10 protein-coding genes are annotated in these 15,666 nt (G+C 64.6%); all 10 read left to right on the top strand.

Features of this window, described 5'->3' with window-relative positions; translation table 11 throughout:
• The first annotated feature begins 437 nt into the window (after positions 1-437).
• The 10 genes from HOP12_01090 (at position 438) to HOP12_01045 (ending at position 15,642) form a co-directional block, all read left to right on the top strand.
• Positions 438-1,004, top strand: coding sequence for a plasmid pRiA4b ORF-3 family protein (locus HOP12_01090; protein ID NOT32742.1), 567 nt, complete (start codon positions 438-440; stop codon positions 1,002-1,004).
• A 515-nt stretch (positions 1,005-1,519) separates the two neighbouring features.
• Positions 1,520-3,106: an SAM-dependent DNA methyltransferase gene (locus tag HOP12_01085; GenBank protein ID NOT32741.1), complete on the top strand. Its 1,587-nt coding sequence runs from the start codon at positions 1,520-1,522 to the stop codon at positions 3,104-3,106.
• Positions 3,096-4,400, top strand: coding sequence for a restriction endonuclease subunit S (locus HOP12_01080; GenBank protein ID NOT32740.1), 1,305 nt, complete (start codon positions 3,096-3,098; stop codon positions 4,398-4,400). The genes HOP12_01085 and HOP12_01080 overlap by 11 nt, the downstream gene beginning before the upstream one ends.
• A 104-nt stretch (positions 4,401-4,504) precedes the next feature.
• On the top strand, positions 4,505-5,194 hold the full coding sequence (locus HOP12_01075; GenBank protein ID NOT32739.1) for a hypothetical protein: 690 nt from the start codon (positions 4,505-4,507) through the stop codon (positions 5,192-5,194).
• Positions 5,191-8,367, top strand: coding sequence for a DEAD/DEAH box helicase (locus tag HOP12_01070; protein ID NOT32738.1), 3,177 nt, complete (start codon positions 5,191-5,193; stop codon positions 8,365-8,367). The genes HOP12_01075 and HOP12_01070 overlap by 4 nt, the downstream gene beginning before the upstream one ends.
• Positions 8,364-11,510: a type I restriction endonuclease subunit R gene (locus HOP12_01065; GenBank protein NOT32737.1), complete on the top strand. Its 3,147-nt coding sequence runs from the start codon at positions 8,364-8,366 to the stop codon at positions 11,508-11,510. Before HOP12_01070 ends, HOP12_01065 begins: the two co-directional genes overlap by 4 nt.
• An 81-nt stretch (positions 11,511-11,591) precedes the next feature.
• Positions 11,592-12,536: an HNH endonuclease gene (locus tag HOP12_01060; protein NOT32736.1), complete on the top strand. Its 945-nt coding sequence runs from the start codon at positions 11,592-11,594 to the stop codon at positions 12,534-12,536.
• Between the two features lie 483 nt (positions 12,537-13,019).
• Positions 13,020-13,868, top strand: coding sequence for a GIY-YIG nuclease family protein (locus HOP12_01055; GenBank protein NOT32735.1), 849 nt, complete (start codon positions 13,020-13,022; stop codon positions 13,866-13,868).
• The gene (locus HOP12_01050; GenBank protein ID NOT32734.1) at positions 13,811-15,361 is read left to right on the top strand and encodes a TM0106 family RecB-like putative nuclease; all 1,551 of its coding nucleotides are present in this window, start codon (positions 13,811-13,813) and stop codon (positions 15,359-15,361) included. Before HOP12_01055 ends, HOP12_01050 begins: the two co-directional genes overlap by 58 nt.
• Positions 15,362-15,411: 50 nt before the next feature.
• A complete protein-coding gene (locus tag HOP12_01045) occupies positions 15,412-15,642 on the top strand; it encodes a T9SS type A sorting domain-containing protein (GenBank protein NOT32733.1) in 231 nt (76 codons plus the stop codon).
• Positions 15,643-15,666: the final 24 nt, after the last annotated feature.

Below are 15,666 nucleotides of genomic sequence, written 5' to 3'. Positions count from 1 at the left end.
ACGCCACGATTCTCGTGGTGCGGCCCGCGCACCTCGTGATGCTCGTCAACGAGTCGACGCGGCTGACGGCGATCCTTCCCGCGCGGGAACTCTCGACGCTCGCGAAGCGGATTCCCGACGCGATTGCCGAGGTGCTCACGGCACTCGGCGCATCGCCCGAGGTGATCGCGCAAGAGCGCGGGGCGATGGCGCAGGTTGCGTTCGCCAAGACGGCGAGCCGCAGTGTGCTCGGCACGATGAACGACTTCATCTTTCAACTGGAAACGCGTGGATCGGTTCACGAAGACATGAGCCATCTCGAGCTGGCGATGATGCTCAACGGCACGCCGGTCTCGCCGCTCCGCTACAGCTTTCCGGACACCGAGGCAAAGCACGCGCTGGGCATCGCGGTCGAACCCGGTCGCCCGCGTGCCTCCGAAGCCCGCGTGGCCGCGCTCATGGCCGCGGTCATGCGGATCTGCGAGCTCAAGGTCACGCTGCGCGACATTGATCCGCCGATCTGGCGACGCATTCGCGTGCGAAGCAGCGTGACGCTCGCCGAGCTGCACGACACGCTGCAGCGGGCGATGGGCTGGAGCGACAGTCACCTGCACCAGTTCGTCGCCAATGGCAGGCGGTTCGGCCGCGTCGACCCTGAGTTCCCGAAGGTCGAGAACGAGAACAAGGTCTCGATCGGCGAGCTGCTCAGCGAGCCCGGCGACCGGCTCGAGTACGAGTACGATTTCGGTGATTGCTGGCGGCACGAGGTGGTACTCGAGCAGGTGCTCGGATCCGAACGGGACGCCTTCTACCCGCGCTTGACGGATGGCGCGCGCGCCTGCCCGCCGGAGGACTGCGGCGGGGCGGCCGGATACGAGCACCTGCTCACGGCGCTCGCGCACCCGATGCACCCGGAGCATCGCGAGCTCACCGAGTGGGTGGGCGGCGCGTTCGACGCGGAGGCGTTCGACCTGGTCGAGCGGAATCGCGCGCTTCAGAGTGCGTCGAGGCAAACGAGGCGTTAGTCGCGGCCATGCAGTGGGCGTGGCTGGTTTTCAACTCGAGCTTGCTGATGCTCGGGGCGCTCTCTCTGGCGGCGATCGCGCCGACCGGGATGGTGATGCAGGGGGAGGGGCGAAGCTTTAATAGCGGCGACGCGAAAGAAAGAATCCTTAACTAGCTTAGCTACCGATGCGGTAGTGCCTCCGACAGTCCGTCAGACAGTCGAGGCGGCAACGCGTATAGATGAGGGCGCGTGGCGTTGCAGAATTGGACGGGGCTGATTCTCGGCGCTAACGTGTCGCGAAATCGCGATTCGTGCGACACGTTTCGCTGATCTGTCGCCGAGTGCGACACATGCGACCTCGGGCTTCGCCGCGATCCATACGTCGTGACGAGTGACTGACAGGCTAGAGTCGCGACTTGAAACCCCGCATGCGTTCGATCAGGTTTCCCAACCCGCTTCACTCCTTCGGGCACTGTTGACCAATCTCGAGCTCGCGACGCATTGAGCGCGGCTCCCCACGAGGCCGCCAACTTCATGGCACAGAGGGCGAAGAAGAGCAGTGCCGCCGCCCCGCTCGGCTACGAAGCTCAGCTCTGGCAGATGGCCGACGCCTTGCGAGGCAGCATGGACGCGGCCGAATACAAGCATGTCTGCCTCGGCCTGCTGTTTCTCAAGTACATCTCCGATGCCTTCGAGGAGCGCCACGCTGCTCTGCTTGCCGAGAAGTCGAAGGGCGGCGACCCTGAAGACCCGGATGAGTACCGAGCGCAGAGCATCTTCTGGGTGCCGCCCGAGGCGCGCTGGCCGCACCTGAAGGCGCAGGCGCGCCAGAGCACCATCGGCCAGCTCGTCGACGACGCGATGGCCGGCATCGAGCGCGACAATCCGGCGCTCAAGGGCGTGCTGCCCAAGGACTACGCCCGCCCCGCGCTCGACAAGCAGCGCCTGGGCCAGCTGATCGACATGATCAGCAACATCCGCGTCGGCGACGAGGCCAGCCGCGCCAAGGACGTGCTTGGCCGCGTCTACGAGTACTTCCTCTCTCAGTTCGCCAGTGCCGAGGGCAAGAAGGGCGGCGAGTTCTACACACCGCGCTGCGTGGTCAAGCTGCTGGTCGAGATGCTCGAGCCCTACCGCGGCCGGGTGTACGACCCGTGCTGCGGTTCGTCGGGCATGTTCGTGCAGTCGGTGGAGTTCATCCGCGCGCACGCCAAGGGCAACGGTCATGGCGGCAACACCGGCGCCAAGGCCAAGGCTGACATCTCGATCTACGGCCAGGAATCGAACTACACCACCTGGCGCCTGGCACGCATGAACCTCGCCATCCGCGGCATCGACAGCGGCCAGATCGCGCAGGGCGACACCTTCCACAACGACCGCCACCCAGATCTCAAGGCCGACTTCATCCTCGCCAACCCGCCCTTCAACATCTCCGACTGGGGCGGCGAGCGCCTGCGCGACGACAAGCGCTGGCAGTACGCCGCTCCACCCGCGGGCAACGCCAACTTCGCGTGGGTGCAGCACATCGTGCACCACCTCGCGCCCGCGGGCGTGGCCGGCTTCGTGCTGGCCAACGGCTCGATGTCGTCCAACCAGTCCGGCGAAGGCGAGATCCGCAAGAGCCTGATCGAGGCCGACCTCGTGGACTGCATGGTCGCGCTGCCGGGCCAGCTCTTCTACTCGACGCCGATCCCCGCGTGCCTGTGGTTCCTCGCGCGCGACCGCAAGAACGGGAAGTTCCGTGATCGCCGCGGCCACGTGCTCTTCATCGACGCCCGCAAGCTCGGCCCCCTTGTGGACCGCACCCACCGCGAGCTGACCGACGAGGACATCGCCCGCATTACCGACACCTACCACGCCTGGCGCGGCGAGAAGGAGGCCGGCGAGTACGCCGACGTGCCCGGCTTCTGCAGGAGCGCGCCGCTCGACGAGGTGCGCAAGCACGGCCATGTGCTTACGCCTGGCCGCTACGTCGGCGCCGAGGCGCAGGAGGACGACGGCGAGCCGTTCGAGGAGAAGATGCGGCGGCTCACCGCGACGCTGCGCGAGCAGCAGGTTGAGGCCGCGAAGCTCGATGCTGCGATTGCCGCGAATCTAAGGGAGCTTGGGTATGGAGACTGAGCTCTGCGCGATTGCGCCGGCGGACTGGCAGATCAGGTCGGTCGAAGATATCTGCGTTCGCGTGACGAGTGGCGGCACACCCAGCCGACGCGAACCAGCCTACTACGCCGACGGCACGTGGCCATGGGTCAAGACGCAGGAGTTGCAGGACAAGTGGATTGATGACACCGAAGAGCACATTACTGAAGAAGCGGTGGCGTCATCGTCAGCGAAGGTGCTTCCGGCGCACACCGTCCTAGTTGCGATGTACGGCGCCACCGTGGGCCAGCTTGGAATTCTGCGACGCCCGATGACGTGCAATCAGGCATGCAGCGCACTGATCGTGAACCCGGCAGAAGCCGACTACCGATTCCTCTACTTTCAGTTGCTTCAGGTTCGTTCGCAGCTCAAGAGCCTCGCAACGGGCGCAGCGCAGCAGAACCTGAGCGGCGTTCTGATCAAGTCATTGCGCTTGCCGTTTCCGCCGGTTGAGGAACAACGTGCCATCGCCCAATTCCTCGGCACGCTGGACGACAAGATCGAACTGAACCGGCGGATGAACGAGACGCTGGAGGCGATGGCGCGCGCGCTCTTCAAGTCGTGGTTCGTGGACTTCGACCCCGTCCGCGCCAAGGCCGAAGGCCGCGACCCCGGCCTCCCCAAGCCCCTCGCCGACCTCTTCCCGGATTCCTTCGAGGACTCGGAGCTGGGGGAGATTCCGACGGGGTGGGAAGTTGGGACGATCTACAAGATCGCCGATGTTGTTTACGGCGCGCCGTTCGCTTCGTCGCAGTTCAACACCGAGGGACTTGGTAAACCACTGATTCGCATTCGAGACCTTGCGGACGAGAGCCCTGGCGTATGGACGCCCGAGGTGCACCCGAAGGGCTACGTGGTTCGCCCAGGTGATGTCGTTGTCGGCATGGACGGCGAGTTTCGTGCCTACCTGTGGGGCGGTGCAGAGGCTTGGCTGAACCAGCGAGTGTGTGTGTTCGTTCCAAAGGGAAGTGCATCAGCCGCCTTTGTCCGGAACAGCATTATCGAGCCACTGGCACATATTGAGGCGACCGAAACGGCGACTACGGTGATCCACCTGGGCAAGGGCGACATCGATCGCTTTGTGGGGGTTGTGCCGTCCGATGAAGTGCTGGCTGCTTTCAACGCGCACTGTCAGCCATGGTATGAGCGCATCGTCGCGGGCAAGCGCGACTCCCGCACCCTCGCCGCCCTGCGCGACACGCTGCTGCCCAAGCTCATCTCGGGCGAGCTACGGGTGAAGGACACCGAGCGATTCGTTCCAGCGGGCGTGGCATGACAGGCACTGCGACGCTCAGCTCCGCGATCTGCTACGCGGGGCGCGCCACGTCGGCGAGCTGGGAAGGACGCCACGTTGCCGACGCGAAGCAGTTCGAACGCTTCGTGCAAGAGGTAGTGCGCCCGCGTGTTGCCGATGTTGCCTCAACGTTCGAGTCCGACCTCCGCGGGCTTGCGACGACCGGTATGGCGACGGGGTTCGTCGAGCACCTGTTGAATGCAGTGCCGGAGCCCGAAGGCTGGGAGGTGGGGGAAGCGCTCGCGGAATGCGCGCTTCGGCAGGACTCGGGCCGCAAGGTCCACTGGCCCTGGAACACCGTCCGGGACAGGCGCACGCCGAGAGCGAGTCTTCCGGGGAGCGACCTCGTCGGTTTCTACGGAGAGGGCGATTCCGTCCTGCTCCTGTTTGGCGAAGTGAAGACATCATCAGATGCCAACACCCCGCCCAACGTGATGTACGGTGGCAGTGGGATGGCGTGGCAGCTCGAGCAAAGCGCTACGCGCCTCGACATTCAGCACGCCCTCCTGAAGTGGCTTCATTCACGATGCCAGTCTGAGCCGTACCGCGACCTGTACGAGAAGGCGGTGGGCCGCTACCTCAAGTCTGAGGGCAAGGAGCTGCTGCTCGTTGGCATCCTGATACGCGACACCGCGCCAAGCGAGTTCGATCTGAAGAGCCGCGGGCAGGCGCTGTCGAAGAAGCTCAGCAAGCCGACGCGGATCGAGCTGATCGCTTGGTATCTGCCGATCCCCATCGCGGAGTGGCCGAAGCTGTTGAAGGAGGAGGCATCGTGACCGCCGACTCCTGGATCATTCAGTCCCTCGGTGCCGAGAAGGTCCGTAAGGCCGTCGAAGAGGCTGGCCGGCGGCGCCTTCGCAGCGCGCTCGGGGTTGAAGGTGCCGGAGAGTTTCCGGACGACCAGCTTCGCTTCGTAGCGAACGGCCTTGAACTGCGCGTCTTTGAGCTGCTCGACGGAGACAACACCGAGGTCCTTCAATCCGCTGCCACGGATGCCTTCCAAGTTGCACGCGCGTTGGCGTGTCCCCGGGCGCCCATTGATGCGGCGGAATGGCTCGTGCGCCTCGGTTGCCTCGGCGTACTCGGCGACCGTGGGGCCGACGTTCGGCGTCTTCTCATCGAAGAAGACCTGCCGCAACTCCCGCTGGACTCGGAAGACTGGGGCATCCGCGTCTGGGCTTGCATCCTCGACATCTGGTTGCGGCTCTTCCGAAAGCACGGTTGGGGGGATCTGGACTTGGTGCAGCAGCGTGTGGCTGCATTACGTACCAACCAGCTCGAGCACGAACCAGAATTCCTCGTCCAGGCTGAAACGCGAAAGGACGCGCGGCCCGCGTGGGAGCTCATCTCGGAGTACCACCTCGCGAAGGCGGCCGAGATTCTCAGCATCTTTCTCACTCAGGGCTCGGTGGACGGTCACTTCGACGTGCGGGAACAGCTTGAGGCGCAGTTTGACCGCGCTATCGGTGCTGCCGGGCGTGGCCAACTCATGGAGCGCGAATCTCTGGCTCGTCTGCTCGCTCGAACCGCTCGGGCCCTCGTCGATAACAGCATCTGGACTGTGACCCGGGCGGTGAATAGCCGCGTAACGAGATTCGTGGAGTCGTTGACTTCGCGCGATCGGAAGCAGCCGATCTTCGAAATGCTCCCGCCGCAGCGTCGCACTTTGCGCGAGAAGGGCCTGCTCGGCTCGGCTCATCGCTCCGTCGTCGTGAGCCTTCCGACGTCGAGCGGAAAGACGTTCATCGCGGAGTTCCGCATTCTCCAAGCGCTCAACCAGTTCGACCAGGAGCGCGGTTGGGTCGCTTACCTCGCGCCGACCCGCGCACTCGTCAACCAGCTCACACTTCGCCTTCGACGGGACTTGGCCACCCTCGGCAGCATCGTAGAGAAGGTGAGCCCAGCGCTCGAGATTGATGGGCTCGAAGCCGGAATGTTGACCGACACTGATGCCGAACGGCAGTTTCGCATCCTCGTTACGACGCCAGAGAAGCTCGACCTCATGCTTCGTGGTGGCTGGGAAGAAAAGATAGGTCGGCCGTTGACTCTTGTGGTCGTGGACGAGGCACACGGGCTCGCATCCCAAGCGCGCGGCCTGAAGTTGGAGCTCCTGCTTGCCACGATCAACCGGGAGTGTCGACACGCGCAATTCCTGATGCTCACGCCGTTCATCCAAAACGCCGCTGAGATAGCGCGGTGGCTGGCTCCCGACAGCAACAACAGCATAGAACTCGGCGTTGACTGGAGTCCCAATGATCGCGTGATCGCTATCGCTCGACCCCAGAAGGGCCAGAGGCGCGGTGACTTCGGGGTGCGGCTTGTTACTCAGCACACGACGCGGAACACCATCGACGTGCCAGAGGCACTGGACGTTGGGGATCGGCGCCCGCTGGGGCTGTCGTGGTCTGAGGTTTCAACCTCACCGGGAAAGTTGGCGGCGGCAACCGCGCAAATCCTGCAGCGGCGTGGGACGGTGATCGTTCTTGTCGATAAGCCCCGAAACAGCTGGGGAGTTGCCGCGGCGTTCAAGGTTGAGGGAGATCACTCCGACGTTGGCGGCGCCGACCTCACGCACATTCAGCGGTTCCTTGTCGATGAGATGGGGCAGGATTTCCCCCTCGCATCGCTGCTCGAGTACGGGGTTGGTGTTCACCATTCCGGACTCTCCGAAGACACAAGAACGCTTGTTGAGTGGCTGACGGAGCAGTCGAAACTGCGCGTGCTTGTCGCGACCACGACAATTGCTCAGGGCGTGAACTTTCCCGTCTCCGGTGTCGTCTTCGCGAGCCACCAATATCCGTATGGACAAGACATGCCGCCGGAGGATTTCTGGAACATCGCGGGACGTGCCGGGCGCGTCGACCAAGGCGACCTCGGCATCGTTGCGCTTGCCGGGCACAATGACGCCAAGGCGGAGAAGCTTAAGGAGTTCATCGGCCGGTCTGTCGGCGCTCTGAACTCAACGCTGATTGAGATGGTTCAGCGCGCCGATGCTGAAGGAAAGCTGCTCCAACTCGAGACGCTTTCCTACCAGCCGGGATGGTCGTCGTTTGTGCAGTACCTCGCGCACACCTATCGGCAGATTGGGAACCACGAGCGCTTCGCCGCAGAAGTCGAGCAGGTCCTTCGCGGAACTCTTGGTTTTCAGGCGCTACGCAAGAGCCACAAGGGCTGGGCCGACCGCTTAGTGCAGGGCGTCTACAACTATGCGGAGCGCATCAAGGGCAAGCCACTGAAGCTCGTCGACGCGACCGGTTTCTCATGGGAGTCCGTTAGCAACACGCTGGTCCGCGTGAACGAGGCGAACCTGACAAGCGAGGTGTGGTCACCCGAGCTGTTCGGCACTCGCCGCGACGACCTCCGGCGCATGATGGGAGTCTTGCTTCAGGTGCCCGAACTGCGGGAGCCGCTCAAGGAGGTTACGGGCGGCGAGCAGCCGGACGGCGACATGCTCGCACGGATCATCTGCGACTGGGTGCAGGGACGCCCGCTCACCGAAATGGCGACGACGTACTTTTCGACGAAGTCGGGTGAAGACGAGGAAAGCACGGGCGACCGAGATCCGGTTGCGGCGATGACCCGCTGCTGCAGAAGTGTCTTCGGTCGGCTCACGCAGACGGCCTCGTGGGGCCTGTCCGCCCTGCAATCGCTTACGCTCGGCGACTCCTTCGACGGGATGTCCGCGGACGACCAGCGCGTTCTTCGCAATCTGCCAGCACGCGTCTACTACGGCGTGAACTCGGACGAGGCCGTTGCCCTGCGGCTTCTGGGTGTACCGCGCTCGGCTGCCGCGCCACTGGCCAAGTCGTTGGGGGTTGGCGCGTCTGAACCCCTGAACGACGTGCGAGCCAAGCTTCGGGCGTCGAATGTGAGCACGTGGCGAACCGCGCTTGGCGACCGAGGCGAAAGCTATCACCGCGTTTGGTCAATCATTGAAGGTGAAGGATGAGCGGCACCTTCTCCGAATCCGTGGTCGAACAGGCTGCGCTCGCTTGGCTCGAAAGCAGCGGCTGGTCGGTCCGGAACGGCGCCGACATCGCCCCCGGCGAGTCCGCCGCCGAGCGCGATGACTACGGGCAGGTGGTGCTCGCACAGCGGCTGCGTGATGCACTCGCCCGGCTGAATCCACAGCTTCCAGCCGATGCGCTGGACGACGCCTTCCGCAAGCTGACGCGGCCGGATGGAGCGGAGCTGGTGGCGCGCAGCCGCGCGCTGCATCGGCTGCTGGTGGATGGCGTGACCGTGGAGTACCGCACGGCCGAGGGCGAGATTCGCGGTGCGCAGGCGCGCGTGATCGACTTCGACAAGCCCTCGGCCAACGACTGGCTGGCGGTGAACCAGTTCAGCGTGACGGAGAACAAGCACGCGCGCCGACCGGATGTGGTGCTGTTCGTCAACGGCCTGCCGCTGGCGGTTGTCGAGCTCAAGAACGCGGCGGACGAGAACGCGACCATTTGGAGCGCCTGGCAGCAGTTGCAAACCTACAAGGCGGAGATCGCATCGCTGTTCTCCACCAACGCACTGCTCGCCATCTCCGATGGAGTGGAAGCGCGGGTGGGCACGCTCACCGCCGGGCGCGAGTGGTTCAAGCCCTGGCGCACCATTGCGGGCGAGGGCCTGGCCGATTCGCACCTGCCGGAGCTGCAGGTGGTGATTGAGGGGCTCTGTTCCCCGCAACGCTTCCTCGATCTGGTGCGCGACTTCATCGTCTACGAGGACGACGGCGGCGGCCGTGTCGCCAAGAAGATGGCGGGCTACCACCAGTTCCACGCGGTGCAGGTGGCGGTGCGCGAGACGCTGCGGGCGGCCGAACTGCACCGCTCGGGCGATCGGGTCGCAGAGTCTGCTGGACGCTACGAGGCCGGCAAGAAGCCGGGCGGCAAGCCCGGCGACCGGCGCGTGGGCGTGGTCTGGCACACGCAGGGTTCGGGCAAGAGCCTGACGATGGCCTTCTACGCCGGCCGCATCATCCGCGAGCCGGCGATGGAGAACCCGACCATCGTCATGCTCACCGACCGCAACGATCTCGACGACCAGCTCTTCGGCACCTTCTCGCGCTGCAAGGATCTCTTGCGCCAGCCGCCGGTCCAGGCCGGGAGCCGCGTGCACCTGCGGGAGTTGCTGAGCGTGGCGGCGGGCGGCGTGGTCTTCACCACGCTCCACAAATTCTTCCCCGAAGAAAAAGGCGACCGCCACCCGACGCTCTCCGAGCGCCGCAACATCGTGGTCATCGCCGACGAGGCGCACCGCAGCCAGTACGACTTCATCGACGGCTACGCGCGCCACATGCGCGACGCGCTGCCGCACGCCTCGTTCATCGGCTTCACCGGCACGCCGATCGAGCTGGCCGACGCCAACACGCGCGCCGTTTTTGGCGACTACATCAGCATCTACGACATCCAGCGCGCCGTGCGGGACGGCGCAACCGTGCCGATCTTTTACGAGAGCCGCCTGGCCAAGCTCGCGCTCAATGAAGCCGAGCGGCCGAAGATCGATCCGCAATTCGAGGAAGCCACCGAAGGCGAAGAAGTCGATCGCAAAGAGAAGCTCAAAACTAAGTGGGCACAGCTCGAAGCAGTCGTTGGCGCGGAGAAGCGGCTCGCCATCGTCGCGCGCGACATTGTCGACCACTTCGAGACGCGGTGCGAGGCGCTGGACGGCAAGGCGATGGTCGTGTGCATGAGTCGACGCATCTGCGTGGAGCTGCACGCTGAGCTCGTAAAGCTTCGTCCGCAGTGGGCCAGCGACGACGATGCCCGAGGCGCGATCAAAGTCGTGATGACCGGTTCGGCCACTGACCCCACCGACTGGCAGCAGCACATCCGCAACAGGCCGCGACGCGAAAAGCTGGCCGATCGTTTCCGCGATGAGGCCGACCCATTGAGGATCGTGCTCGTGCGTGATATGTGGCTCACCGGCTTCGATGCGCCGAGCCTGCACACCATGTACATCGACAAGCCGATGCGAGGGCACGGGCTCATGCAGGCGATCGCACGCGTAAACCGCGTGTTCAAAGACAAACCTGGTGGCCTGGTCGTGGACTACCTCGGACTCGCGCAGGAGCTGAAGGCAGCGCTTGCGACCTACACCGAGAGTGGAGGCACGGGTCGCACGGCGCTCGATCAGGACGAGGCGGTCGCCGTCATGCTGGAGAAATACGAGGTCTGCTGCAGTCTCTTCCACGGCATTGATTGGGCGAAGTGGACAACCGGGACCGCGCAGGAGCGGCTGAGCCTGCTGCCGCTCGCACAGGAACACATCCTGAGTCAGGAGAATGGCAAGGACCGGTGCGTGCACTCGGTGCGCGAGCTGTCGCAGGTCTTCGCGTTGGCGGCGCCGCATGCCGAGTCCCTACGCATCCGCGATGACGTCGCGTTCTTTCAGGCCGTGCAGGCCGTGCTCGCGAAGCGTGCGCCGGGCGATGCTAGACCCGAGGAGGATCTCGATCACGCCGTGCGGCAGATCATCTCGCGTGCGGTGGCTCCTGAAGGCGTGATGGACATCTTTGCCGCGGCCGGGCTCGCGAAGCCGGATATCTCGATTCTCTCCGACGAGTTTCTCGCGGAGGTGCGAGGCATGCCGCAGCGCAACCTCGCGGTGGAGCTGCTGCAGAAGCTGCTCAAGGGTGAGCTGAGCAGTCGGCGGCGCAAGAACGTGGTTCAGGCGCGGTCATTCGCCGAGATGCTCGAGCAGACGATCCGCCGCTATCAGAATCGTGCGATAGAAGCTGCGCAGGTGATCGAGGAGTTGATTGGGCTCGCGAAGGAGATGCGAGAAGCAAGTGCTCGGGGCGACGCGCTGGGTTTGAGCGAAGACGAACTGGCGTTCTACGACGCGCTGGAGACCAACGACAGCGCGGTGAAGGTCCTGGGCGACGACACGCTGCGAGTGATCGCCCGGGAACTGGTCGAGACGGTCCGCAAGAACGTGACGATCGACTGGACCCTGCGCGAGAACGTGCGGGCGCAGCTGCGTGTGCTCGTGAAGCGCATCCTGCGCAAGCACGGCTATCCGCCAGACAAACAGGAGAAGGCGACAGAGACTGTGTTGGAGCAGGCAGCGTTGTTGTCGGAAGGGTGGGCTGCAGCTTGAGGCACTCCCATCGACAAGCCGCGAGCCAGGCCGCTTTGTTGCATGCCGCCACGAGTCGCTCGGACTAGGCTTCCAGGCACAATGCGCGGCGTCATCCTCGTCACCGACCACGACTGGTTCCAGTTCCTCAGTCGCCAGCCCGACCTCGACGAGGTCAACTTCTGGCGGCCGAGCGACACGCGCACGCCTCAGCAGCTCAAGCCAGGCATGCCCGCGATCTTCAAGCTCCGCAAGCAGCACGGTGGCTGGATCGTGGGCTGGGGACTGTTCGCCAAACACGATGTGCTGCCGGCATGGCTCGCCTGGGACGCCTTCGAGCTGAAGAACGGCGCCGCGAGCTTCGCCGACATGCGGGCGCGCATTGAAAGTCTGCGCCGCGATCGCGGCGGCTCAACCGCTAACGCGGGCGACTACGACATCGGCTGCCTCATGCTGGCGCAGCCAGTCTTCCTGCCGCGCGACTCGTGGATCCGCCCGCCCGAGGGCTGGCCCGAGAATGCCGTGCAGGGGAAGTCATACGACCTCGAATCGGGCGAAGGCGCTCGCGTTTGGGCGGAATGCCTCGCGGCTGGCGCTCGGCATGGACACATCGCCGATCGCGAACGCCAGCAGCAAACGCCAGCCGATCGATACGGCGAACCCGTGCTCATTCGCCCGCGTCTCGGCCAGGGGATCTTTCGCCTGTCGGTCACCGGTGCTTACGAGCGTGCATGCGCGGTCACGGGGGAGCATTCGCTGCCCGCGCTCGAGGCCGCGCACATTCGGCCCTACGGCGACGGAGGCGCGCACGAGGTCGCGAACGGTCTGCTGCTTCGCAGCGACATACACCGACTCTTCGACAAGGGCTACGTCGGCGTGACGCCCGACTATCGCTTCGTGGTGAGCGATCGGCTGCGGAGCGACTATTCGAACGGGCGTAGCTACTACCCGCTGCATGACCAGGAGATCCGGCTGCCCGCCGCGCTTCACGAGCAGCCGAACGCGGAGTGGCTGGAGTGGCACCTGGCGGAGCGGTTCAGGGGCTAGCGGCTGCAGGCGGGCCCCCGCGAAAGTGTTGCCTGCGCCTTACGGAAAGAAGTGCCGCCGCCGCGAGTGATCGCCGATAACTCATTGCGAGATCGTCGTGGCGAACTTCTCAGGGTGCCATGCCCCGCGCACTTCGACGGCGACTTCGTGGCGAGTTACTTGCTGGACGGACGCGCGGATCCACGCCCGTCGCCACGCGACCCACACGCGAGGAAGCCCCCATGAGAGGGCTGCTGATTGCCTGCCTGCTGATCGGCTCGCTCGTCGGAGTCACATCGACTCCATTCGCGTCTCGCTCGCCTTCCAACTTCATGGCTCCGACGCGACTCGCCACCAAAGAGTGCACCGTCTGGGTGACAAGAACCGGCGCCAAGTACCATCAGTCCGAGTGCGGGTACCTACGGCAGAGCCGACGGCCCATGAAGCGGGCCGTCGCGGTCGCAGCCGGATACGAACCATGCAAACGATGCGGGGGGAGCAACTGTGAGTAGAGCGTTCTCGCTCCGAATCTTCCTGCCGAGCGGTGATCCTGCGGGGCTGCGCATCGTCGAAAAGACCAACTGGACCGGGCACGGTCTCGTGGTTCCGCGAGCGCTTTTCTCGGAGGCCAAGGCCCGCGCAGAACTGGATCGCGCCGGCGTCTACCTGCTAGTCGGCGAATCGGAGCGCGGCCCGATGAGCCGGCTGTACATCGGCGAAGGCGACCCCGTGAGGCCGAGGCTCGAGAGTCACGCGCGTGCGAAGGATTTCTGGACGCACGCTGTCGTCTTCACCAGCAAGGGCGACCCGCTCAACAAGGCGCAGGTGCAGATGCTCGAAGCGCGGCTCGTGCAACTCGCGGACAAGGCGAAGCGCTGCGAGCTGGAGAACGGCAATACGCCGCAGCCCCCATCGATGTCGGAAGCGGAGGTCGCCGAAGTCGAGGCGTTCCTCGATGACGTCCGGCTCTGCTTGCCTGCGATTGGGTACACCCAGATTGAGGTCGGCGCTCCCAAGGTTGCGAAAGCGCAGCGGCTGTTCTTGAAGGGACGCGGGATTCAGGCCGAAGGTGCGGAGACGGCGAGCGGTTTCGTTGTGTTCGCCGACTCCGGAGCCACCAGCGATGTGGCGCCGTCCTGTCCAGCATCTCTAATCGAGCTTCGCGATGAGCTGCTTCGAAATGGAGCGCTTCAAGCCCGCGGCGAAAAGTGGGTCCTTTCGACGGATTACGTTTTCTCTTCGCCGTCCACAGCTGCTGGCGTGTTACTCGGCTGCTCGTGGAACGGACTCGATGCATGGATGACGACCGACGGTCGAACGCTGAAGGAATTGCGGGAAGGAAGCAGCGACTGAGCGACATGCAGCATCGAATCACGGCCTCGTTGCTCTACAACCTGGTCCTCTGCCCTCATCGGGTTGAACGCGACATGTTCTCGGACCCCATCGAGAAGGATCCGCCGAACGCATTCGTCGAATTGCTCTGGGAGCGCGGCAGCGCCTTTGAGTCATCAGTAGTCGAGGCGCTTCGTCCTGAGCCGCTGAACCTGCGAGCTGGCAATGACGAGGCTCGGGTTCGCGCGACGCTCACGGCCATGCGCGAAGGCGTGCCTCTCATCATCGGCGGGCGGCTGGAGTCAGACGACCTCTTGGGCGAACCAGATCTGCTTCGTCGAGAGGGCGATCGCTACATCGCGGGCGACATCAAGAGCGGGCGGGGCTTGGAGGGCGGTGATGAGGGCGATGGAGGCCGGCTCAAGCTTCACTACGCCGTTCAGCTTGGGCTCTACACCGACCTCCTGGAACGGCTGGGCTGGTCCGTTGCACGGCGGGCATTCGTTTGGGACGTCGAGTCACGCGAAGTCTCGTACGACTTCGAGCTGCAGCAGAGCCCGAAGACTCCGGGGACATGGTGGGACGCGTACCAGAGTCATCTCGAGCTCGCTCGCGGAATTGCCAATGGAGTCGAGAAGACGACCCCGGCACTTTGTGGCGACTGCAAGATGTGTCACTGGATGTCCGCTTGTTCTCGTAAGGCCGAGGAAGTGGGCGATCTTTCGCTCATTCCTGAAGTCGGCCGTAGCCGGCGCGACAGGCTCGGCAGGCGCTTTCCAAACATTCGCGCCTTCGCCGCGGCTGACCTCACGGCGATCGCAGCGGCTGAGTCTGAAGTGCTCAAGGGCATCGGGGTGGGGCAGGCACTGAGATGGCAGGCGCGGGCCCGACTTCAATTGGACCCTGCAGCTCACCCCTACTCGGTCACGGAGTTGGAACTCCCATTCGGCGAGACGATCCTCTACTTCGACGTCGAGACCGACCCGATGCTCGATTTCTGCTACCTCCACGGATTCTGGGTGGTGGACGTGGCGGGTAAACGTTTCGTCGAGTTTCACGCGGCCGACGCAACTCGAGCGGAAGAGCGAAGCGCGTTCGCCAGTGCAGTCGACTTCGTCCGCTCGCTGCCCACCGCGCCGATCGTTCACTATGCGCCGTACGAGCGTGTGACTTGGCGTGGGCTGGGGGAGCGCTACCCTGATGTCGCCACCGCCGACGAGGCGCAGGCGCTCCTGTCGACACCTCGTGCGTTTGATCTCTATCACGGCGCGATCCGACCACACACGATCTGGCCTACGCGCGACTACTCGATCAAGTCAGTGGCGAAACACCTCGGGTTTTCGTGGCGCGACAGGCATCCATCAGGGGCCGCGAGTATTGAGTGGTTCCAAGCTTGGCTGAAGAGCGGTGACCCTGCCGAGCTCCAGCGAATCCTCGACTACAACGAGGATGACTGTCGGGCGATGGAGGTGGTGCTGGACGCGCTTCGGAAGCTTCCCGTTAAGACCCATTAGCAGTCCGCGGCCTTGCGCTGCGCGCCGCACCGAACCCATTTCGCGGCGCGGTGCGGATCGATCTCGCGATGGCGGGGGCGGGGCCTGCGGAGCTCGAGGTGTTCGGCGTCGACGGGCGAAGGGTGCGGACGTTCTTCGTTTCGCCGGGTGCGGCTGGCGAGCGCTCGGTGTCATGGGACGGGCGCGATGCTGATGGGCGCGATGCGCCTGCCGGGATCTACTTCGTGCGACTGGTGGCGGGCGGGACTGCGGCAATGCGGCGGGTGGTGAAGTTGCGGTGAGGGGCTGCGCTCGAAGGAGTCATT

The organism is Candidatus Eisenbacteria bacterium, from assembly GCA_013140805.1.
Classification (GTDB): domain Bacteria; phylum Eisenbacteria; class RBG-16-71-46; order RBG-16-71-46; family RBG-16-71-46; genus JABFRW01.
The sequence above is the reverse complement of the archived record's forward strand: the minus strand, read 5'-3'. Positions and strand labels throughout refer to the sequence as shown.